We start from the raw sequence: 17,911 nt of genomic DNA, 5'->3' as shown, positions 1-17,911 counted from the left end.
CGACTGCGTGCCAGGATGGCCGAACGGTAAGGCGCACGCCTGGAAAGCGTGTTCCCTTTCGGGATTCTGGGTTCAAATCCCAGTCCTGGCGTTTCTACTGAACCACGCTTCGAGTGACACCGTCGCTCACAACTGTTCCAGACACTCCCGACAGTAGACGAAGTCGGCGTCGTTCTCGGTGCCACAGTGGGGACAGCGGGGGCGGTCCGGGTCGACCGACTGGCCGCCCGCGCCGGGGTTCGCTCCCTCGTCCGGGTGGGCCGGTGGCTCCTCGCCCAACCGCGCACGGCCGTCGACGACGATGCGGAGGAGGACCGGAATCGCCACGGCGAGCGCGACCAGTGCCATCGCGGTCACGAGGAGGACGTACACCTCACCGGGCGTGACCATGAGGGTGCTACGGGCCGGAAACGGGTAGCCGTGTCGGGGCTACTGGAGACGGTAGAACTCCAGCGTGTACCCGTCGGGGTCCTCCACGAAGGCGGCGTAGGCACCGGCCGCGTCGATCTCGGTCGGTTCGAGCACCGGCGCGGCGCCGGCGTCGATGGCCGCGTCGAACTGGGCGTCGACGTCCTCGACGGTGAAGGCGACGTGGTCGACGTCCGCTCGGGACGGTGCGATGGGCGTCGTCCGCTCGTCGTCGTAGCGCAACTGGAGGTACGGGTCGCCGTCCTGCCCGAGGTAGACGTTCTCGACGCCGTCGAGCGTGAACCGGTGGGTCTCTTCGAAGCCCAGCGCCTCGTAGAAGCGCATCGCGCGGTCGAGGTCCGAGACGCAGAGCGCGGCGTGTGCGAGTTCCATGGTCGGCGGTTCGCCCGCCGGTCGAAAGACTGTACCGGTTCGACGAACCGACCGTGGTGCGAGACCTGCTGTCGTCGCCGGTACTTTGGTTCTGGGGCCGTATCGTGCTGTCGAGATGGACGACTCGGAACCGACGGGACTCCTGCTGGATTACACGCAGGACAAGGTCGCGGTGCTCGACGAATCCGGGACCTACACCTACGTGAACGCCGCCGCCGAACACATCCTCGGGTTCGACCCCGACGCCCTCGTCGGACAGGACGCCTTCGAGTACATCCACCCTGAGGACCGCGACGAGGTACGGACGCGGTTCGAGGCGCTCGTCCGCACCGACGACGAGTTCGCGGCCGACACCGCGACCTACCGCCACCGCGCCAGCGACGGGTCGTGGGTGTGGCTGGAGAGTCGGATGTCGAACCTGACCGACTCGGAGTTGCGCGGCTACGTCGTCAGTTCGCGCGTCGTCACCGACCGCATCGAGGCCGAGCGCGAACGCCGCGAGACGCGGGAGCGACTGCAGGAACTCGCCGACACGACCGACGACGTGCTGTGGATGTTCGACGGCGACTGGTCGGAACTCCTGTTCTGTAACCCGGCCTACGAGAGCGTCTTCGGGGCCAGCGTCGAGGAACTGGAGGGGGACCCACAGAGCTTCCTCGAGTCGGTGTACCCGCCGGACCGGCCGGTCGTCGAGGAGGCGATGGGGTGTCTCTCGGACGGTGAGCCGACCGACCTCGAGATGCGGGTGAACCCGTCGAAAGACTACAACCGCTGGGTCTGGGTGCAGGGCGAACCGATACTCCGTGACGGGGAGGTGGTCCGTATCGCCGGGTTCACCCGCGACGTCACCGACCGGCGTCGTCGGGAACGGCAACTGGTCGTCATCGACAACTTCCTCCGGCACAACATCCGCAACCAGTTGAACGTCGTCCTCGGCAACGCGGAGACGCTGGCGGCAGACGCCGAGGGCGAGGCCGCCGACCGAACCGCGATGATTCGGCGGGCCGGCGAGGCGCTGCTGGAGACGGCCGAGAAGCAACGCGACATCGTCGACGTCCTCACGGCGATGCCACGCACCGCGACGACGGACGCCTGTGAGGCGGTCAGGGAGGCGGTCGGTTCGGTGCGCGACCGCTACCCGTCGGTGACCGTCGAGACCGACGTTCCGGCGTCGGTCACCGTCGAGGGACCGTCGGAACTGGCAGTCGCCGTCTCCGAACTCGTCGAGAACGGTATCCGACACGCACGTACCGAGCGCCCGTGGGTCGCCGTCTCCATCCGGACGACACCCGACCGTGTCGAACTGTCGGTCACCGACGAGGCCGCGCCGATTCCCGAGTACGACCGGAAGGTCCTGCTGGGCGACCACGAGATGTCGGCGGTCAACCACAGCCGTGGCTGTGGGCTCTGGCTTGTCTACTGGATAGTCGACCTCGCCGACGGGAGTATCGACCACGCGGCGGACGAGGACGGGAACACGGTCACGCTCTCCCTCCACCGCGCGTCGTAGCCCACGACGGCGTCGGTCGTCAGAACTGTTTAGGCGGGCCGGCCGTTGGGTCGGTCCATGGAGTACACGACCCTCGGCTCGACCGGGATCGAAGTCAGCAAGGTATGTCTCGGCTGTATGAGCTTCGGCAGCGACCGCGAGTGGATGCTGGACGAAGACGAGAGCCGCGACCTGATAGAGCGCGCCATCGAACTCGGCGTGAACTTCTTCGACACCGCCAACGTCTACTCGGCGGGCGAGTCCGAGGAGATTCTGGGCGACGTCCTCGCCGACTACGACCGCGACGAACAGGTCGTCGCCACGAAGGTCCGGTTCCCCGGCGCGAGCGACCACCGGAACGCACGGGGGCTCTCGCGGAAGACCATCGAACAGGAACTGTCGAACTCCCTCGACAGGCTAGGGATGGACACCGTCGACCTCTACCAGATTCACCGCTGGGACTACGACACGCCCATCGAGACGACGCTCAGAGCGCTGGACGACGCGGTTCGGCGCGGGCAGGTCCGGCATATCGGGGCCTCCTCGATGTGGGCCCACCAGTTCCAGCGCGCGCTCCACGTCAGCGACCGGGAGGGACTGGCCCGCTTCGAGACGATGCAGGACCTCTACCACCTCGCCTACCGAGAGGAGGAACGCGAGATGTACCCGCTCTGTGACCGGGAGAACGTCGGCGTCATGCCGTGGAGCCCGCTCGGCGCCGGCTACCTCACGCGCCCGCACGAAGAGTTCAAGTCGACGACCCGCGGCGTCCACGAGACGGAGAACGCCGAGGTGCCCTACGCCGAGGGGCCGGGCAGTCGGGAGATAAACGAGCGCGTGCAGGAACTCGCGGCCGACTACGGCGTGACGATGGCCCAAATCGCGCTGGCGTGGCAGTTCCAGAACGACAACGTTACCGCGCCCATCGTCGGCACCTCCAGCATCGAGCATCTGGAGGACGCCGTCGAAGCGCTCGACATCGACCTCTCGGCGTCGGACGTGGCGTATCTCGAAGACCCGTACGAGCCGGTGGAAGTGTACGGTCACGAGTAGCGAGGCTCCGAACGGAGTGAGGAACCTCGACGAAGCGGGGAGCGAAGCGACCCGCGGAGTAGCGAGGGGCGCGACCGAAGGGAGCGGCCCTCGGTGAAGCGGTGACCGCAGGGAACCGCGGCGCGGTCGGTGTCCCCCGCCAACCATTTGCAGGCTCGGCGACTACCGGCACGTATCGTCGCCAGTCCGGCACGACCATGATTCCACCCCTCGTCCGCCGCTGTCCCGACTGCGGACACCTGAGCTGGAGCCGCCGCTTCGCCGTCGTGAGCACCGCCGACGGCCCGCAACTCGTCGAGTGCCCGTCCTGCGGCCACCGGTTCGAGACGGTCGACGGCCCGCGACTCAACTGACGGCACGTAGCCTGCCGGCTCCGGATGCGTCGCGCGCGTCGTGGCTACGGGTCAAGCAACTCGCCGGTCGCGACCGGCACCACACCGCCGCCGACCTCGACGTGGACGTCCTCGCCCGCGCTCGCGTCGGCGTGGAGGTGGAGCAGCGACGGCCGCCCCATCTCGTAGCCCTGTTCGACCCGGACGCCGACGACGGGGCCGCCGCGGTACTCGGTGCGGGCGAGGTAGGCAGCGAGACAGCCGTTCGAGGAGCCAGTGGCGGGGTCCTCGACCACGCCGTAGAACGGCGCGAACACGCGGTCCGCGAGGTCGTTCTCGTCGCTCCGGGCGTCGGGCGCGAACGCCAGCACGTTCTTCGCCTCGCGGTCGCCGGTCACCCGGTCGTAGGCGTCGTGGTTGAGGGCGATACTGGTCAGCGCCTCGCGGTCGGTCAGCGGGACGACGATGGTCGGGAGGCCGGTCGAGACCACCTGCACGGGCCAGCGGTCGTCCAGCGCCTCCCGCGGCAGGCCCAGCACCTCGGCCAGCGCGGTGTGGTCGAGACGCTCGCCGAACTCGGGGGGTTGCTGTGTCATCCACAGCGTCTCGTCCTCGCGGGCGTCGACCGGGACCTCGCCCACGCCGAGGTCGAGCGTCACCGTCCCCGGCCTATCGTCGGCGAGGTGCTCTCGAATCACGTGGGCGGTGCCGAGCGTCGGGTGGCCGGCGAACGGAATCTCGCTATTCGGCGTGAAGATGCGGACCGGCCACGCGCCGTCGTCGGGCGGCCCGGTGACGAACGTCGTCTCCGAGTAGTCCATCTCGCCGGCGATGGCCTGCATCGTCTCAGTCGAGAGGTCGCTGGCGTCGGTGACGACGGCCAACTGGTTGCCGGCGTACCGCTCGCGGGCGAACACGTCGACGAAGTGGAAGGGCTGGGACATACGAGAGCCGAGGGCGCCGGGGACTAAGAGCGTGTGGCTCCCCTGTCTCGCCCTCACACACGGCACGCCTTTGACGCGCCGGGGCGTCGAAGGCCACATGGACACGGTCGCTATCGTCTGCTACGACGGGTTCGACGAACTGGACGCAATCGGCCCCTACGAGGTGTTCGAGAACGCCACCCGGTTCGGTGCGACGTGGGACGTGACGCTTCGGACGCTCGACGACCGGTCGACGGTCACCGCCAGCCACGGCCTCTCGGTCGGCGCCGACGGCTTACTCGCCGACGTCTCGCCGGACCTCCTCGTGGTGCCGGGCGGTGGGTGGAACGACCGGAGCGAGGCGGGCGCACGAACCGAAGCAGACCGCGGCGACTTGCCCGACGCCGTCGCGGCCGCCCACGAGCGAGAGACGACGGTCGCTGGCGTCTGTACCGGCGGGATGTTGCTGGCCCGCGCCGGCGTCCTCGACGACCGCCCGGCGGTCACTCACCGCGGCGCACTCGACGACCTGCGCGAGACGGCCGCCGAAGTAGTCGACGCTCGCGTCGTCGACGACGGCGACGTCCTCACGGCCGGGGGCGTGACCTCGGGGCTGGACCTCGCCGTCCACCTCGTCGACCGCGAGTGGGGCGCCGAGACTGCCGACGCCGTGACGGCGGAGATGGAGTACGAACCACGCGGGCCGGTCCACCGCTCGGGGTGAGCGGCACCGTTCTGACTCTCTGACGCGGGGTAGTCTGCGGAAAATCGGGTGAGAACTGCTACTGCTAGGCGTTCTGGCGGGCGTCGCCCAGCAAGTCCTGCACGTTCACGGCCTCGCCGCGTTCGCTGCTCTCGATGGCGGCGAAGACGACGGCCATCGACTGGAGCGTCTCCTCGACGCGGGTGGCCATGGGGTCGCCGCCGTCCAGCCACTCGCAGAACTGCTCGATGAGCCACGCGTTCTCCCAGAGCGGGCGCTCGGCGAGGGGGACCTGCTGGCCGTCGCCCTTCCGGACGCCCTCCCAGTTGCCGACGCGGTCCGGGTCGAAAGGGAACCGCTCGACTTCGCGGTTGTCCAGCAGCACCGTCTCCGCCTGACACTCCGCGCGGAACTGCTCGTGGCCCCAGCCGTTGAGCGTCGTCGCGTTGGCGTAACTGCCCTCGTACTGGGCGCGGGTGCCGTCCTCGAAGTGGAGGGTGACGAGGCCGGAGCAGTCCCCCTCGTAGTCGGCGCCGTCTGGCACCCACGTCTCGGCGTAGACGCGCTCGACGCGGGCGTCGACGAACGACCGGAGCATGTCCAGATGGTGGATGGCGCCGTCGAGCAACAGCATGTCCTCCATCTCGTGGACGTAGTCGGAGTAGTGGCCGCGTTCGCGGACGTTGCCGGTGTAGCGGGCGGTGAGGTAGTCGACGGGGCTGGCCTCCGCGAGCGCTCGCCGGAACGTCGTCTTGTCCTGGTCGTAGCGGTGGCTCATCGTGATGCCCATCTTCGCGCCGGCCTCGCGGACCTTCCGGGCGATTCGGACCGACCCTTCGAGGGTGTCGGCGATGGGTTTCTCGGAGATGATGTCGAGGCCGTGCGAGAGCGCCGTGTCGACGACTGGTTCGTGGGCCGACGGCGGCGTGACGACGGAACAGAAGTCGGCCTCACGCTCCGTGAGCGCGGTGTCGAGGTCGGTGTAACAGCGGTCCGGTGAGAGGCCGAGGTCGGTCTCGGCGCGTTCGAGGCGGTCGGGGTCCGTGTCGACGGCGGCGACGACTTCGACGCGGCCGGCGTCGACGTTGGGGGGAATCGCCTCCGTCGTCCAGTGCCGGCCCTGCCCACCGAGACCGACGTGGACCATCTGGTGTGTCATTGGTACGTAGCGACGCTGGCCGTCAATAAATGTCGCGCTATCCGTGCAGACTCACTCGCCGTCCGGGAACTGGACGTGTCGTTCCATCCCGTCCTCGGCGACGAACGCCTCGCCGTCGAAGCGCTCGCGGGCCTCGCCAGCCAGTTTCTCGGCCTGCCCGGCGTACCGGGTGGAGACGTGGGTCAACGCCAGCGTGCGGACGCCCGCCTGTCGGGCGACGTCGGCGGCCTCCTTCGCCGTAGAGTGGGCCGTCGCCTTCGCTCGCTCCTTGCGGTCCTCGGCGAAGGTGGCGTCGTGGACCAGCAGGTCCGCTCCCTCGCTGGCCTCGACGACCGACTCCGTGGGGAGGGTGTCGCCGGTGTAGACGAACGTGCGACCGGGCCGGGCGGGACCGACCACCTCCTCGGGTTCGATAGTCCGACCGTCGTGTTCGACCGGTTCCCCGCGGTGGAGTTTCGAGTACTTCGGTCCCGGCGGGATGCCCAGTTCCTCCTCGGCTTTCTCGCGGTCGAACTCGCCCTTGCGGTCGTCCTCGGCGAGGACGTACCCGACCGAGGCACAGCGGTGGTCGGTGGCGATGGCGCGAATCTCGTACTCCGGGCGGTCCAGTACGGTGTCGCCCGCGGACACCTCGTTGATACGGACCGGGTAGGAGGGGGTCGTGCCGTTGGCCTCGATGAGTTGCTTGACGTTCCCGCGGGTGCCCGCCGGCGTGTGGATGGCGACGGGCTCCTCGCGGTCGTTGAAGTCGAACGTCTGGAGGAGGCCCGGAATCCCCAGTACGTGGTCGCCGTGGAGGTGGGTGACGAAGAGGTGGTCGACGGCGAACCCGGTGCCGTAGCGCATCATCTGGCGCTGGGTGCCCTCGCCACAGTCGAAGAGGTGGTAGTCGCCCTCCCGGTTGACGAAGATACTGCTGGTGTTTCGCTGGGTCGTCGGGATGGCACCGCTCGTCCCGAGGAACGTCACTCGCATCGTCGTGTCGTCGGCCGTCGCCGCGTAAACGCGTGTCGAAAGCCGGCCGCCAAAGCCGACCTTTCGCGCGCTAACGTGAGCCTTGCGCTCGGATGGCTCTCTCTTCGGTTCTGAACTGTTGTAGCCGTTTATCCGATCCCCCCGTGTCACACCGGCAGCGTCGTCAACGAACTGACGCTACTGATTCACATGACACGGACTAAATTCGTCGCTGTGTTTTTGGCTGTCCTTGTGACGGGGCTGTTCGCCGCACAAGCAGTGGTTGCGGTGCCCGGCGTGACAGCACAGCAAGAGACACCAGAGACAGGCAACGAGACACAGGCCGAAAACGAGACACAGGCCGACAACGAGACGACGGCGACGGGTAACGAGACGGCGAACGAGACGCTGACGCCCTCGGTCACGTTCGACGACCAGGAGTCCGACGGGACGACCGTGACGGTGTCGAACGTCACGCTCCCGGACGGCGGCTACGTCGTCGTCCACGACGAACTGCTGCAGGACGGTGACGCGCTCAACAGCGTCATCGGCGTCTCGGAGTACCTCGAACCCGGGCAGTACGACGAAGTGACCGTCACGCTGTTCGACGTCCCCGGCGCCGACTTCGGTTCGGAGACGACGACGGACGAGGCGACCACCGCCAACGAGACCGAGACGACGACCAACGAGACCACTGCTGACGAGACCGAGACAGCGACGAACGAGACGGCAACCGAGACGACGGCTAACGAGACGACAACTGAGACTAACGAGACTGGGACAGCGACCGAAACGCCAACTGAGACCAACGAGACCGGGACGACGACCAACGAGACCACCGCTGACGAGACTGAGACGACGACGAACGAGACGACCAACGAGACCACCGCTGACGAGACCGAGACAGCGACGAACGAGACGACTAACGAGACGGAAGCCACCGAGACGACGACCGACGGGACGGCCGACGAGGGCGGTCAGGTGACGTTGACCGAAGACCAGACCCTCACGGCGATGCTCCACGTCGACAGCAACGACAACCAGACGTTCGACTACGTCACCACGTTCAGTCTGGAGGACGGTCCGTACGTCGTCGCCGGTGAACCGGTGACCGACAGCGCGAACGTCACTGTCGCCGACACCGGGAACGAGACCACCGAGACGGAGACGACGACCGACAACGGTACCGAGACCGCCACGCCGACCGAGAGCGGCACCGGGACGGAGACGCCGACGGAGTCGGGGACCGCGACGGAGACACCGACCGAGACCGGGACCGAGACTGCCACGCCGACCGGGACGGAGACCGGGACGCCCGGCGAGTCCAGCGGCTGACGCCACGCCCCGGCCTCGTCGGCCGCGGTCACCGTCGCGCGGCGCAGACAAAGTTCACCTTTCTCTCGCTAATTCGACCTTAGTGGTCGGTTGGTCGGTCCTTCGATTCTGAACTGTCTGAGCCGTTTATCGGCACTCCTACCTACCCATCGTTCGCGTCGTCGACCCACTGACGACAGGAATTAAGCCATGATACGAACCAGAACGCTCGCCGTATTGCTCGCATTGATAGCCACAGGCGCGGTCGCCATGCAGGTCGCCGCCGTCCCCGGAGTAACAGCACAACAACAAGACGGGCCGACAGCCCAGTCGGCGTCGTTCACCGTCGACATCCTGTCGGCACCCCAGAGCACCGCACCCGGGTCGACAGTCACCGTCGTCGCGGAGGTGACCAACGACGGCGCCCAGCGCGGCACGCAACCGGTCGAGTTCCGTGTCGGCGGGGCCGTCGCCGACCGGTCGGTCCTCACGCTTGACCCCGGCGAGAGTCAGGTCGTCACGTTCACCGCCGACACGGAGGGACTCGAACCGGGTGACTACCGCCACGGCGTGTTCACCCGCTCGAACGGACAGACGGCGCTGCTCGTCGTCTCGGAGTCGTTCACCATCGAGGACTTCGACGCGCCCGACACCGTCGAGGCCGGTGAGACGGTCACCGTCGACGTCGAACTGGAGAACCCCAACGACTTCGACACCACGCAGGACGTCTCGTTCTGGCTCGCGGGCTCACCCGTCGCCACCGAGGACGTCACCATCGACGACGAAGACACCGAAGACGTCACGTTCAACGTCTCCACGGAGGGCGTCCCGCCCGGCACGTACGTCCACAACGTGTTCACCCGCGACGAGGGCGAGTTCGCCGAGATTACCGTCGAGGAACCGGGGCCGGAGAACGCCTCGGTCGTCATGGACGACCAGGAGTCCGACGGGACCACCGTCACCGTCGACGAACTGGTCCTGCCGAGTGACGGCTACGTCGTCATCCACGACAGTAGCCTGCTGGACGGCAACGTCGTCGGGAGCGTCGTCGGCGTCTCCGAGTACCTCGAAGCCGGCGAGTACGAGAACGTCACGGTCACCCTGTTCGACGTCGAGGGGGCGGAGTTCAACGAGACGGAACTGACCGAAGACGGGACGTTCGTCGCGATGCCGCACAACGAGACGACGGGTGACGAGACGTACGACTTCGTCTCCAGCGACGGCGCCGACGACGGTCCGTTCCTCACCGACGGCGACCCCGTGGTCGACGCCGCGAACGTCACCGTCGCCGGCGCGGACGAGAACGAGACGGAGGCGCCCGAAGACAACGAGACGGAAGCACCGGCGGCGAGCGTGACCCTCGACGACCAGAGTTCGGACGGGACGAGCGTCGTCGTGACCGACGTCTCCGTCCCCGAGGGCGGCTACGTCGTCATCCACGACAGTAGCCTGCTGGACGGCAACGTCGTCGGGAGCGTCGTCGGCGTCTCCGAGTTCCTCGAACCCGGCGAGTACGACGAGGTGACCGTCGAACTGTTCGACGTGCCCGGCGTCGGGTTCGAAGAGCCGACCCTGACGGAGGACCAGACGCTCGTCGCGATGCCACACCTCGAGACGACGGGCGACGAGACGTACGACTTCGTCACGAGCGCGGGTGACGACGACGGTCCCTACGTCGCCGACGGCCAACCCGTCGTCGACGCGGGGAACGTCACCGTCGCCAACGAAACCGCCGGCTGACGCCCCTGTCACACGTTCACATTTTTATCCCTGGCTGTCGTACCCCGCGCCATGAAGTTCGTCATCGTCGGGTACGGTCGCGTCGGTACCCGGACCGCACGCATCCTCCAGAGCGAAGGCCACGACGTCGTCATCGTCGAACGAGAACCCGAGAAGGTCGACCGGGCCAGAGAAGAGGGGTTCACCGTCGTCGACGGCGACGGGAACGAGGAGTCGGCCCTCGAGGAGGCCGGCATCGACACCGCCGACGCCATCGGCGGCCTCACCGGCGACCTGAACACGAACTTCACGGCCTGCATGATAGGCAAGGAACACGGCTGTCGGACCGTCCTCCGCATCGACGCGGACTACCGCGAGGAGATATACGAGAAGTACGCCGCCGACGTCGACGAGATAATCTACCCCGAGCGACTCGGTGCTGCCGGCGCGAAGACGGCGCTACTGGGCGGGGACTTCAACGTCCTCGCGGACCTGACCGAACGCCTCTCCATCGCCAGCGTGCAGGTCCCCGATGGCTCGCCGGTCGTCGGCAAGCGCGTCGTCGAGGTGGAGTTGCCGGGCGACGCGCACATCTACGCCCACGGGAGCGGCCACGAACCGATGACGATTCCGCTGCCCCAGACGGTCATCGAGGCCGGCGACAGCGTCGCCGTGATGGCCGCCCCCGACGGACTCGACGACGTTCGCGCGTCGCTCCGGGGCGAGGCCTGAGACTGTCCGGTGTCGAGAACGGAAAGGGGTGCGGTGTCCGGGCGCGCGCCGGGAGGATGGGATGCGCTGCAAGCACGCAAGCAGCGGTGTAGATTGCCGTTGCGCGCCCGTGTGGACGGGATGCTCGCACCCGATATAAACTCCCGTCAGACGGACGGCACACGGCACGGCTTTTTGTCTCGGGTGGCGTCCCGTCGGGTATGGACTGGGCCGACATCTTCGAGCGAGCGCGGGCACACGAGACGAGCGTCGACGCCGTGCGGGCGCGACTCCGGGCGCACCGCGCGGAGGCCGACGATGACTGAGGCCGGCCCCGCCCGCGTCGTCGCCGACGCCGACGTCCTCGCGGCGGACCTGCTGTGTGGGGACGCGGACAACGCCGCCCGCGAGGCGCTGGACCACGTCCGGCGACACTCGTGGGTCACGCTCGTCGCCAGCGACCCGCTACTGGACGACGCCGAGGCCGTGATTCGGGACCTGAGCGACGACTCGCTCGCCGCCGACTGGCGCGAGCGCGTCGAGGCCGAACGGGAGCCCGTCGACCACCCCGAGGGCGACCACCCGGCGCTGGCCTCGGCCTACCGCGGCGACGCCGCACACGTCCTCACGTTCGACGAGGGGCTACGGAGCGCGAAGACCGGCCTCTCGCTCCAGCCACACATGCAGGTCAGCGTCCGGTCGCCGGACGCCTTCGCCCGCCTGTTCGACCCCGAACCGCTGTACGAAGTCGTCGAGGGCGGTGCCTACCCCGGTCCGGACCGGGACCCCCGAGCTTAGTCGTCGGCGCTGGGCGCGACCGCCGCCGCCCGTCGCCGGTCGGTCTCGTCGTCGTCGACGTGGAACGCCGTCAGCAGGTCGTGGAGGTCGTCGGTCCGGTCGGCGACGGCACGGACCTCGTCGGTCACCTCGGAGATGCTCGCGGTCTGTTGCTCGGTCGCGGCGGCGACGGACTCGGCCTCCGCCTTCGTCTGGTCGCTCACCGCCGCTACCTCGTCGACGGCCGCGACGACCTCCTGAGTCGTCTCGGCCTGCTGGGCGGTCGCGTCGGAGATCTCCTGAATCGCGTCGTTGACCTCGCCGACCACGTCGACGATGTCCTCGAAGTCGCGGAGCGTCGCCTCGATGGTGTCCGTGCTGTCGGCGACTCGCTCGTTCGTCGCCTCCACGTCGCTGACCGTCTCGTTGGCGGCCGTCTGGACTGTGTCGATGCGCTCGGAGACGTCCGCCGCCGCGTCGCGGGTCTCCTCGGCGAGGGCCTTCACCTCGTCGGCGACGACGGCGAACCCGTCGCCCTCGGCGTCGGCCCGCGCCGCCTCGATGGAGGCGTTCAGTGCGAGCATGTTCGTCTGCTCGGCCACGTCGGTGATGAGGTCGACCACCTCGTCTATCTCGGCTATCTGCTCGACGAGGCCGTCGACCGAGGTGGCGATGTCGTCGATGCGGCCCGCCATCGTCTCCAGTTCCTCGATCGCGGCGGCGGCCTCCTCGCGCCCCTCACGGCCACGGGTCGCGGCCCGCTCTGCGGTCTGGGCGGCGTCGTCGGCGGTGGCAGCTATCTCCTCGACGGTCGCCGACAGCGTGTTCATGTCCTCGGCGACGCTGTCGTGGCGGTCGGACTGCTGGCTCGCCCCCGCGGAAATCTCCTGCACCGAGCGGGCTATCTCGTCGCTGGCCCGGTCTATCTCGGCGACGCTCTCGGTGACGGTGTCGCTGGTCTCGGCCACCTCGTCGGCGAAGGCGGTCACCTCGCCGACGGTGTCGGCGAGCGTCGTCACGAGGTCGTTGTAGTCGGCGACGACGCGCTGGAACTCCGGGTCGACGTCGTCGAACTCGGCGTCGATGGTCGCGGTCAGGTCGCCGGCCTTCGCCCGTTCGGCGGCGTCGCCGAAGGCCGCTACCAGTTCCGAGAGCGCCTCGGAGCGGCGTTCGAGGTCCGCGGTCATCTGCTGGAGTTCGGTCGTGTACTCGTCCATGTTGGTCGCCATCCGGTCCAGTGACTCTCCGAACGTACCGGGGACGTCCTCGTCCATCACCGGGTCGTCGAACGCCTGTCGCGAGAGCGCGTCGGCCTGCCGGGACACCGTCTCCAGCGAGGACTGCATGGCGTCGAACGAGGCCAGCAGACTCGCCACCTCGTCCTCGCGGTCGCTGTCCGGCACGTCGACGTCCACCTCACCGGCGGCGATGCGGTCCGCCCGTTCAGAGAGCGTGACGACCGGGTCGACGAGGTCCTCGCGGGTGATGAACACCGTGTTGGCGAAGGCGACTGTCGCGCCGGCCAGCAGGAGCGCGGTGAGTGCGAACCGGGCGACGCCGCTCAGGAGGAAGGCGACGGCGGCGAGCGCCACCGAGGCCGCGAACTGGAGGCCGACGGCCGTCAGTACCTTTCGCTCGACGGAACCAGCGACGCCGAGGACGTCGAGCGACCCGCGTATCAGTTCTTTGTACCGGCGGACGAACGTGTTCGACATACGCCACTGTTGACCGCTACGGTACTTCAACTCGCCACGCCGTTCCCGAGATTTGAAAAGACTGGCTCTGTCCCGCGGACCGCGCCGCCGGACTCGGCTGTCGGTTCCCCGACTCAGCGGCCGCCGTTGACCCACGACGCGACCCGCCGGACGACCGACCGCGGCGTCACGCGGCCCACCAGGTCCACGACCCGCATCGCCCGACTCGGAATCACCACCGTCTCGCCCGCCAGCAGTCCCTCGTAGGCGGCCTCGGCGACGGCCGCCGGCGTGTTCGACGTGAGACTGCCGACCGCCGAGTCGCCCATCCCCGCTCGGTCCTGGAACTCCGTGTCGACCGGGCCGGGACACAGCAGCGTCACGCCGACGTTACCACGCAACTCCTCGGCGAGGGCCTCGGTGAAGCTGTTGACGTAGGCCTTGCTGGCGTAGTAGCCCGCGAGGTTCGGGCCGGGCTGGAACCCGGCGACGGACCCGACGTTCAGCACCTTCCCGCCGCCGTCGAACTCGTCGAGGAACAGGCGTGTCAACTCGACCGGGAGGACGACGTTCAGGCGCAACTGGGTGCGCTCGGCGTCGAGGTCGCTCTCGGCGAACGGGCCGTAGGTACCGACGCCGACGTTGTTGACGAGGACGTCGACGTCGATGCCGCGGTCGGTGACCGTCTCGTGAAGGTCCTCGGCGGCCGACGCCGTATCGAGGTCCATCGCGACGGTCTCCGCGCTCACCCCCTCGCGTTCGAGGTCGGCGGCCAGCGACGCGAGACGCTCCTCGCGCCGGGCCACCAGCACCACGTCGTGCCCGTGGCCGGCGAACTCGCGGGCCAGTGCCTCGCCGATGCCCGCCGACGCCCCCGTAATCAGGGCCGTGCCGCGCTCGTCGCGTCCGGCGGACGCCTCGCTCATCGTTCGGCGTACCACTCGGCGAACTTCGCCAGCGCACGGCCCCGGTGGGAGACGGCGTTCTTCGCCTCGGTGCTCATCTCGGCGAACGTCGCCCCGTCGTGTTCGAAGATGGGGTCGAAGCCGAACCCGCCGTCGCCGCGCGGCGCGACGAGTTCGCCGGGCACTCGTCCCTCGAACAGTTTCACGGGCAGGGCGTCCTCGCCGCCGGCAACTTGCTCGTCGGTGGTGGCGGCCCCGCGTTCGTCGCTCGCGAGGTCCTGTCCCCGCCGTTCGTCGCGGTCGACGGGTTCCGGCGTCGCCGCGAACCCTTCGCCGTCACAGTAAGCGATGACCGTCTTGAACGACGCGGCGTGGTCGTCTTCGGGTTCGGTCATCCGCCAGACGCCCTCGACGCCGACGGTGTCCTCGACGTACGAGGAGTAGGGGCCGGGGAAGCCGTCGAACGCGTCGATAAAGAGGCCCGCGTCGTCGACGATGACCGGGCCGTCGGCGGCGCGGTAGGCCGCCCGCGCGCCGTGGGCCGCCACCGCCCCGAGGTCGTCGGCCTGTATCTCGGGATAGTCGAAGTCGAACTGGACCACCTCGTCGTCCAGATACTCGGTGGCCTCCCGGACCTTCCCGGGGTTGGTCGTGACGAAGTTGAGCATACCGGCACAGGGGCGGCCGGTGACAAAAGAGGCGTCGGTCTGTCGAACGGCGTGGGCCGTCTCAGTCGACGACGACTTCGACCGGTTCGTCGGCTTCCTCGTCGTCTTCGAACTCCTCGGACCCGCTGTTGCGTTCGAGGTACAGCATGACGCCGGCCACGAGGAGGACGACCCAGGACCGCCAGTTGGCCAGGTTCAGCGTGTAGCCGATACCGAACGGCTTCTCGACGAGCATCCCGTCACCCGGCTGCCAGTACGACGACACTAACCGCTTGAGGCTCGGTCGCTCGAAGTTGTACGGCACGCCAAACAGGGTCCCAGACTGCGGTTTGTCTGCCATACGTCTCTGTACTGTCCCCGCCGTTAAGTCGTTTGTCACTACCCGCCTTTTTCGGCCTCGGGTTCGCACCAGGTGCGGACCACTCGCCGAAAACCGTGGTCTCGCCGAGCGAAGCAAGACTCGTCAGAGGTTGCTCTGACGGTGGCGAGACAGGCGCGAATCACGTGAAACCGTCCGCCAGCGGCGAGCGGGACCCTCTCGCTGGCACGCCTGCCCTCCCCCGTCGTCGCGGCACGGAGGCCGCTCCCGGCCACCGCGCGCCGTGGTCACTCGACGGAGGTCAGATACACCGCCAACACGGCGAGTCCGATGCCGGTCACCTTCCGCGCCGTCAGCGACTCCTCCAGAAAGAGGATGCCGACGATGGAACTGGTCGCGATGAACATCCCGAAGATGGGGACGACGACGCTGACCGGACCGGCCGCCAGCGCCCGGTAGTACGCGACGATGCCGACGGTCAGGGCGACACCGGCGCCGTAGGCGTAGATAGCGTCCTCGTGGGTGAGGTACTTCGTCACCGAGAGGTCGGTGGCGACGACGAGGCCGACGGCAGCGACGACCAGGATTCCGTTGGAGATGAGGAGGACGACGTCGCTGGGAATCTCGGCCGTCGCCAGCTTCGCCAGCGGCGGGACGAGCGTGTAGCCGACGAGTGCGAGGATTGCCCACGCGATGTAGTTCATAGCTACGTCCAGCGGGCCCTGGCCCCTGTGCGTTCCGGTTACTGGTACCGGCCGCGCCCCTCGATGTCGTCGAGGCTGGCGAAGACCGACTCGGCGTGGTCGCTCTCGGCGCGGTAGGCGTCCTCGGCGGCGGCGAGCAGCGTCTCGGGGTCGTCGGCGGTGCCCGACAGCGACTGTGCGAGGACATGGAGGTCCATCGCGTGGTCCTCGGGTTCGTCGGTGTAGTAGCCCAGTCCGAAGTCGATGAGGAAGACGCGGCCGTCCTCGCCGGCGTCGACGCGGACGTTTCTGGTCGTCGGGTCGCCGTGGACGAACCCGGCGTCGTGGATGCGGGCGAGATGGCGGCCGACGGCGGCCACACGCGCCTCGGTCAACGCCTCCCGAAGGTCCGACGCGCCGACCCGCTGGAACACGAGGCGGGCCTGTTCGGGGTCGGTGTCGAGCACCAGCGGCGTCGGGACGCCGTGCCGCCGGGCCTCGGCGGTGAGGCGGGCCTCCTGCCGGGTGCGCTCGACGCGCAGACGCTCGTCCAGCGCCGGGTGGCGGTAGCTTCGCGGGACGCGGTCCTTGACGACGCGGTCGGCCTCGATGCTGACCGTCGCCTCGGCGCCCTGCACTTCGCTCTCCGTCTCGACGACCCGGTCGACGGACTCCTCGGGACCGCGCCACGACACCGCGACGTCGTCGGGCCGGAAGTTCGAGTCGATACCGGACTCCTCGATAGCGAGGGTGTCCCCGGCGGCGTACATCTTCGCGCCGAGGATGGCTATCATGCCGGCGTTGTCCCGCAGGAACCGGTTCTCGGGCGCGAAGAAGTCGGCGCCCCGTTGCTCGCACATCTCCCGGAGCATCCGCTGGAGGCGGTCGTTCTGGCCGACGCCGCCGCCCAGCACCAGTTCGTCGGCGCCGGTCAGCGACAGCGCTCGCTCCGAGACCTCGGTCAGCATCGCGAAGATGGTCTCCTCCAGTCCACGGCAGACGTCCGCGACGGGCACGTCGTCGTCGTAGGCCTGCTTCGCGGCGCTCATGATGCCCGAGAAGGAGAAGTCCATCCCCTTGACGACGTAGGGAAGCGGGTGAAAGTCGCCCTCGCGGGCGTGGCGTTCGACCTTCGGGCCGCCGGGGTGTTGCCAGCCGACGTGCCGGGTGAACTTGTCGATGGCGTTGCCGACGCCGGTGTCCATCGTCTCGCCCAGCACGCGGTAGCGACCGTTCCGGTAGCCCAGTAAGTGAGCGTTCGCGCCGGAGGCGTTCAGACACACCGGCGACTCGAACCCGGAGCGGTGGCGGCCGACCTCGAGGTGGGCGACCATGTGGTTGACGCCCACCAGCGGGACGTCGAACCGCTGAGCGACGGCGCGGGCGGCGGTGCCGACGATGCGAAGACACGGCCCCAGACCGGGGCCACGGGAGAAGGCGACGGCGTCAATCGGCGGCCCGGACTCGCCGGCCGCGTCCGCTCGCTCGCGGGCGTGGTCGATGGCCGTCCGGACCACTTCGGGAATCGCCTCGCCCATGTGTTCGGCGGCCTCGCGCGGGTGGATGCCGCCGCTCTCGGGTTGGTAGGCGTCGCTCTCGACGAAGACGTGTTCGTCGTCGGTGGCTCGGGCGGGGCTATCGGTTTCGAAAACCGCAGCACTGGCTGCCCACGCGGTGCCCTCGATACCGAGAACGCGCATGTGGTGG

At 68.6% G+C, this 17,911-nt stretch carries 19 protein-coding genes and 1 tRNA gene; 9 read left to right on the top strand and 11 right to left on the bottom strand.

Translation table 11 applies throughout. The features are described 5' to 3' along the window. The first annotated feature begins 9 nt into the window (after nucleotides 1–9). Nucleotides 10–91, top strand: a tRNA-Ser gene (locus EGH21_RS04945). Nucleotides 92–126: 35 nt separating this feature from the next. Here EGH21_RS04945 and EGH21_RS04940 read toward each other — a convergent pair. After that, nucleotides 127–390 carry a zinc ribbon domain-containing protein gene (locus EGH21_RS04940; protein WP_220617377.1) on the bottom strand — a complete coding sequence of 88 codons (264 nt, stop codon included), beginning with the start codon at nucleotides 388–390 and terminating at the stop codon, nucleotides 127–129. A gap of 39 nt (nucleotides 391–429) precedes the next feature. Continuing rightward, nucleotides 430–801 carry a VOC family protein gene (locus EGH21_RS04935; RefSeq protein WP_220617376.1) on the bottom strand — a complete coding sequence of 124 codons (372 nt, stop codon included), beginning with the start codon at nucleotides 799–801 and terminating at the stop codon, nucleotides 430–432. A gap of 115 nt (nucleotides 802–916) precedes the next feature. Between EGH21_RS04935 and EGH21_RS04930 the strand changes: the two genes are divergently transcribed. From EGH21_RS04930 to EGH21_RS04920, 3 genes are all read left to right on the top strand, one after another. Further along, nucleotides 917–2,311 carry a PAS domain-containing sensor histidine kinase gene (locus tag EGH21_RS04930; protein ID WP_220617375.1) on the top strand — a complete coding sequence of 465 codons (1,395 nt, stop codon included), beginning with the start codon at nucleotides 917–919 and terminating at the stop codon, nucleotides 2,309–2,311. 57 nt (nucleotides 2,312–2,368) lie between these two features. Then, complete coding sequence (locus EGH21_RS04925) at nucleotides 2,369–3,343, top strand: aldo/keto reductase (protein WP_220617374.1); 975 nt, start codon at nucleotides 2,369–2,371, stop codon at nucleotides 3,341–3,343. 197 nt (nucleotides 3,344–3,540) lie between these two features. Continuing rightward, a complete protein-coding gene (locus EGH21_RS04920) occupies nucleotides 3,541–3,696 on the top strand; it encodes a hypothetical protein (RefSeq protein ID WP_220617373.1) in 156 nt (51 codons plus the stop codon). A gap of 44 nt (nucleotides 3,697–3,740) precedes the next feature. Here EGH21_RS04920 and EGH21_RS04915 read toward each other — a convergent pair whose 3' ends face one another. After that, nucleotides 3,741–4,619: a PhzF family phenazine biosynthesis protein gene (locus EGH21_RS04915; RefSeq protein ID WP_220617372.1), complete on the bottom strand. Its 879-nt coding sequence runs from the start codon at nucleotides 4,617–4,619 to the stop codon at nucleotides 3,741–3,743. A 97-nt stretch (nucleotides 4,620–4,716) separates the two neighbouring features. On the opposite strand from EGH21_RS04915, the gene EGH21_RS04910 reads away from it, so the two are divergent. After that, on the top strand, nucleotides 4,717–5,322 hold the full coding sequence (locus EGH21_RS04910; RefSeq protein ID WP_220617371.1) for a DJ-1/PfpI family protein: 606 nt from the start codon (nucleotides 4,717–4,719) through the stop codon (nucleotides 5,320–5,322). Nucleotides 5,323–5,386: 64 nt separating this feature from the next. Here EGH21_RS04910 and EGH21_RS04905 read toward each other — a convergent pair whose 3' ends face one another. After that, nucleotides 5,387–6,460, bottom strand: coding sequence for a Gfo/Idh/MocA family protein (locus tag EGH21_RS04905; RefSeq protein WP_220617370.1), 1,074 nt, complete (start codon nucleotides 6,458–6,460; stop codon nucleotides 5,387–5,389). Between the two features lie 51 nt (nucleotides 6,461–6,511). Beyond that, entirely contained in the window at nucleotides 6,512–7,435 is a 924-nt protein-coding gene (gene rnz, locus EGH21_RS04900) for a ribonuclease Z (protein WP_220617369.1), read from the bottom strand. A 189-nt stretch (nucleotides 7,436–7,624) separates the two neighbouring features. On the opposite strand from rnz, the gene EGH21_RS04895 reads away from it, so the two are divergent. The 4 genes from EGH21_RS04895 to EGH21_RS04880 all read left to right on the top strand — a co-directional run bounded on the left by EGH21_RS04895 (nucleotide 7,625) and on the right by EGH21_RS04880 (nucleotide 11,956). After that, nucleotides 7,625–8,749: a DUF7282 domain-containing protein gene (locus EGH21_RS04895; protein WP_220617368.1), complete on the top strand. Its 1,125-nt coding sequence runs from the start codon at nucleotides 7,625–7,627 to the stop codon at nucleotides 8,747–8,749. Between the two features lie 189 nt (nucleotides 8,750–8,938). Continuing rightward, nucleotides 8,939–10,468, top strand: coding sequence for a DUF7282 domain-containing protein (locus tag EGH21_RS04890; protein ID WP_220617367.1), 1,530 nt, complete (start codon nucleotides 8,939–8,941; stop codon nucleotides 10,466–10,468). A 51-nt stretch (nucleotides 10,469–10,519) separates the two neighbouring features. Next, a complete protein-coding gene (locus tag EGH21_RS04885; RefSeq protein ID WP_220617366.1) occupies nucleotides 10,520–11,179 on the top strand; it encodes a potassium channel family protein in 660 nt (219 codons plus the stop codon). Between the two features lie 297 nt (nucleotides 11,180–11,476). Beyond that, nucleotides 11,477–11,956, top strand: coding sequence for a DUF7384 family protein (locus EGH21_RS04880; RefSeq protein WP_220617365.1), 480 nt, complete (start codon nucleotides 11,477–11,479; stop codon nucleotides 11,954–11,956). Here EGH21_RS04880 and EGH21_RS04875 read toward each other — a convergent pair. The 6 genes from EGH21_RS04875 to EGH21_RS04850 form a co-directional block, all read right to left on the bottom strand. Further along, the gene (locus tag EGH21_RS04875) at nucleotides 11,953–13,650 is read right to left on the bottom strand and encodes a methyl-accepting chemotaxis protein (protein WP_220617364.1); all 1,698 of its coding nucleotides are present in this window, start codon (nucleotides 13,648–13,650) and stop codon (nucleotides 11,953–11,955) included. The two genes, EGH21_RS04880 and EGH21_RS04875, sit on opposite strands and share 4 nt — an antisense overlap. A 113-nt stretch (nucleotides 13,651–13,763) precedes the next feature. Further along, complete coding sequence (locus tag EGH21_RS04870) at nucleotides 13,764–14,555, bottom strand: SDR family NAD(P)-dependent oxidoreductase (RefSeq protein WP_220617363.1); 792 nt, start codon at nucleotides 14,553–14,555, stop codon at nucleotides 13,764–13,766. Continuing rightward, complete coding sequence (locus tag EGH21_RS04865; protein ID WP_220617362.1) at nucleotides 14,552–15,202, bottom strand: non-canonical purine NTP pyrophosphatase; 651 nt, start codon at nucleotides 15,200–15,202, stop codon at nucleotides 14,552–14,554. Before EGH21_RS04865 ends, EGH21_RS04870 begins: the two co-directional genes overlap by 4 nt. 61 nt (nucleotides 15,203–15,263) lie before the next feature. Next, nucleotides 15,264–15,542, bottom strand: a complete 279-nt coding sequence (locus EGH21_RS04860) for a DUF5808 domain-containing protein (RefSeq protein WP_220617361.1) — start codon at nucleotides 15,540–15,542, stop codon at nucleotides 15,264–15,266. Nucleotides 15,543–15,808: 266 nt separating this feature from the next. Further along, nucleotides 15,809–16,225 carry an EamA family transporter gene (locus tag EGH21_RS04855; protein WP_220617360.1) on the bottom strand — a complete coding sequence of 139 codons (417 nt, stop codon included), beginning with the start codon at nucleotides 16,223–16,225 and terminating at the stop codon, nucleotides 15,809–15,811. A gap of 38 nt (nucleotides 16,226–16,263) precedes the next feature. Next, the gene (locus tag EGH21_RS04850; protein ID WP_220617359.1) at nucleotides 16,264–17,904 is read right to left on the bottom strand and encodes a bifunctional N(6)-L-threonylcarbamoyladenine synthase/serine/threonine protein kinase; all 1,641 of its coding nucleotides are present in this window, start codon (nucleotides 17,902–17,904) and stop codon (nucleotides 16,264–16,266) included. Between the last annotated feature and the right edge of the window lie 7 nt (nucleotides 17,905–17,911).

This window comes from Haloarcula rubra, from assembly GCF_019599465.1.
GTDB classification, from domain to species: domain Archaea; phylum Halobacteriota; class Halobacteria; order Halobacteriales; family Haloarculaceae; genus Haloarcula; species Haloarcula rubra.
This window is presented reverse-complemented; position numbering and strand designations above follow the sequence as displayed.

What these genes read in the sequence shown, in the direction of transcription:
- EGH21_RS04850 (WP_220617359.1), bottom strand. Translation starts at nt 17,904, where the DNA reads ATGCGCGTTCTCGGTATCGAGGGCACCGCGTGGGCAGCCAGTGCTGCG.
- rnz (WP_220617369.1), bottom strand. Translation starts at nt 7,435, where the DNA reads ATGCGAGTGACGTTCCTCGGGACGAGCGGTGCCATCCCGACGACCCAG.
- EGH21_RS04930 (WP_220617375.1), top strand. Translation starts at nt 917, where the DNA reads ATGGACGACTCGGAACCGACGGGACTCCTGCTGGATTACACGCAGGAC.
- EGH21_RS04865 (WP_220617362.1), bottom strand. Translation starts at nt 15,202, where the DNA reads ATGCTCAACTTCGTCACGACCAACCCCGGGAAGGTCCGGGAGGCCACC.
- EGH21_RS04855 (WP_220617360.1), bottom strand. Translation starts at nt 16,225, where the DNA reads ATGAACTACATCGCGTGGGCAATCCTCGCACTCGTCGGCTACACGCTC.
- EGH21_RS04940 (WP_220617377.1), bottom strand. Translation starts at nt 390, where the DNA reads ATGGTCACGCCCGGTGAGGTGTACGTCCTCCTCGTGACCGCGATGGCA.
- EGH21_RS04890 (WP_220617367.1), top strand. Translation starts at nt 8,939, where the DNA reads ATGATACGAACCAGAACGCTCGCCGTATTGCTCGCATTGATAGCCACA.
- EGH21_RS04910 (WP_220617371.1), top strand. Translation starts at nt 4,717, where the DNA reads ATGGACACGGTCGCTATCGTCTGCTACGACGGGTTCGACGAACTGGAC.
- EGH21_RS04885 (WP_220617366.1), top strand. Translation starts at nt 10,520, where the DNA reads ATGAAGTTCGTCATCGTCGGGTACGGTCGCGTCGGTACCCGGACCGCA.
- EGH21_RS04875 (WP_220617364.1), bottom strand. Translation starts at nt 13,650, where the DNA reads ATGTCGAACACGTTCGTCCGCCGGTACAAAGAACTGATACGCGGGTCG.
- EGH21_RS04880 (WP_220617365.1), top strand. Translation starts at nt 11,477, where the DNA reads ATGACTGAGGCCGGCCCCGCCCGCGTCGTCGCCGACGCCGACGTCCTC.
- EGH21_RS04895 (WP_220617368.1), top strand. Translation starts at nt 7,625, where the DNA reads ATGACACGGACTAAATTCGTCGCTGTGTTTTTGGCTGTCCTTGTGACG.
- EGH21_RS04920 (WP_220617373.1), top strand. Translation starts at nt 3,541, where the DNA reads ATGATTCCACCCCTCGTCCGCCGCTGTCCCGACTGCGGACACCTGAGC.
- EGH21_RS04870 (WP_220617363.1), bottom strand. Translation starts at nt 14,555, where the DNA reads ATGAGCGAGGCGTCCGCCGGACGCGACGAGCGCGGCACGGCCCTGATT.
- EGH21_RS04935 (WP_220617376.1), bottom strand. Translation starts at nt 801, where the DNA reads ATGGAACTCGCACACGCCGCGCTCTGCGTCTCGGACCTCGACCGCGCG.
- EGH21_RS04905 (WP_220617370.1), bottom strand. Translation starts at nt 6,460, where the DNA reads ATGACACACCAGATGGTCCACGTCGGTCTCGGTGGGCAGGGCCGGCAC.
- EGH21_RS04860 (WP_220617361.1), bottom strand. Translation starts at nt 15,542, where the DNA reads ATGGCAGACAAACCGCAGTCTGGGACCCTGTTTGGCGTGCCGTACAAC.
- EGH21_RS04915 (WP_220617372.1), bottom strand. Translation starts at nt 4,619, where the DNA reads ATGTCCCAGCCCTTCCACTTCGTCGACGTGTTCGCCCGCGAGCGGTAC.
- EGH21_RS04925 (WP_220617374.1), top strand. Translation starts at nt 2,369, where the DNA reads ATGGAGTACACGACCCTCGGCTCGACCGGGATCGAAGTCAGCAAGGTA.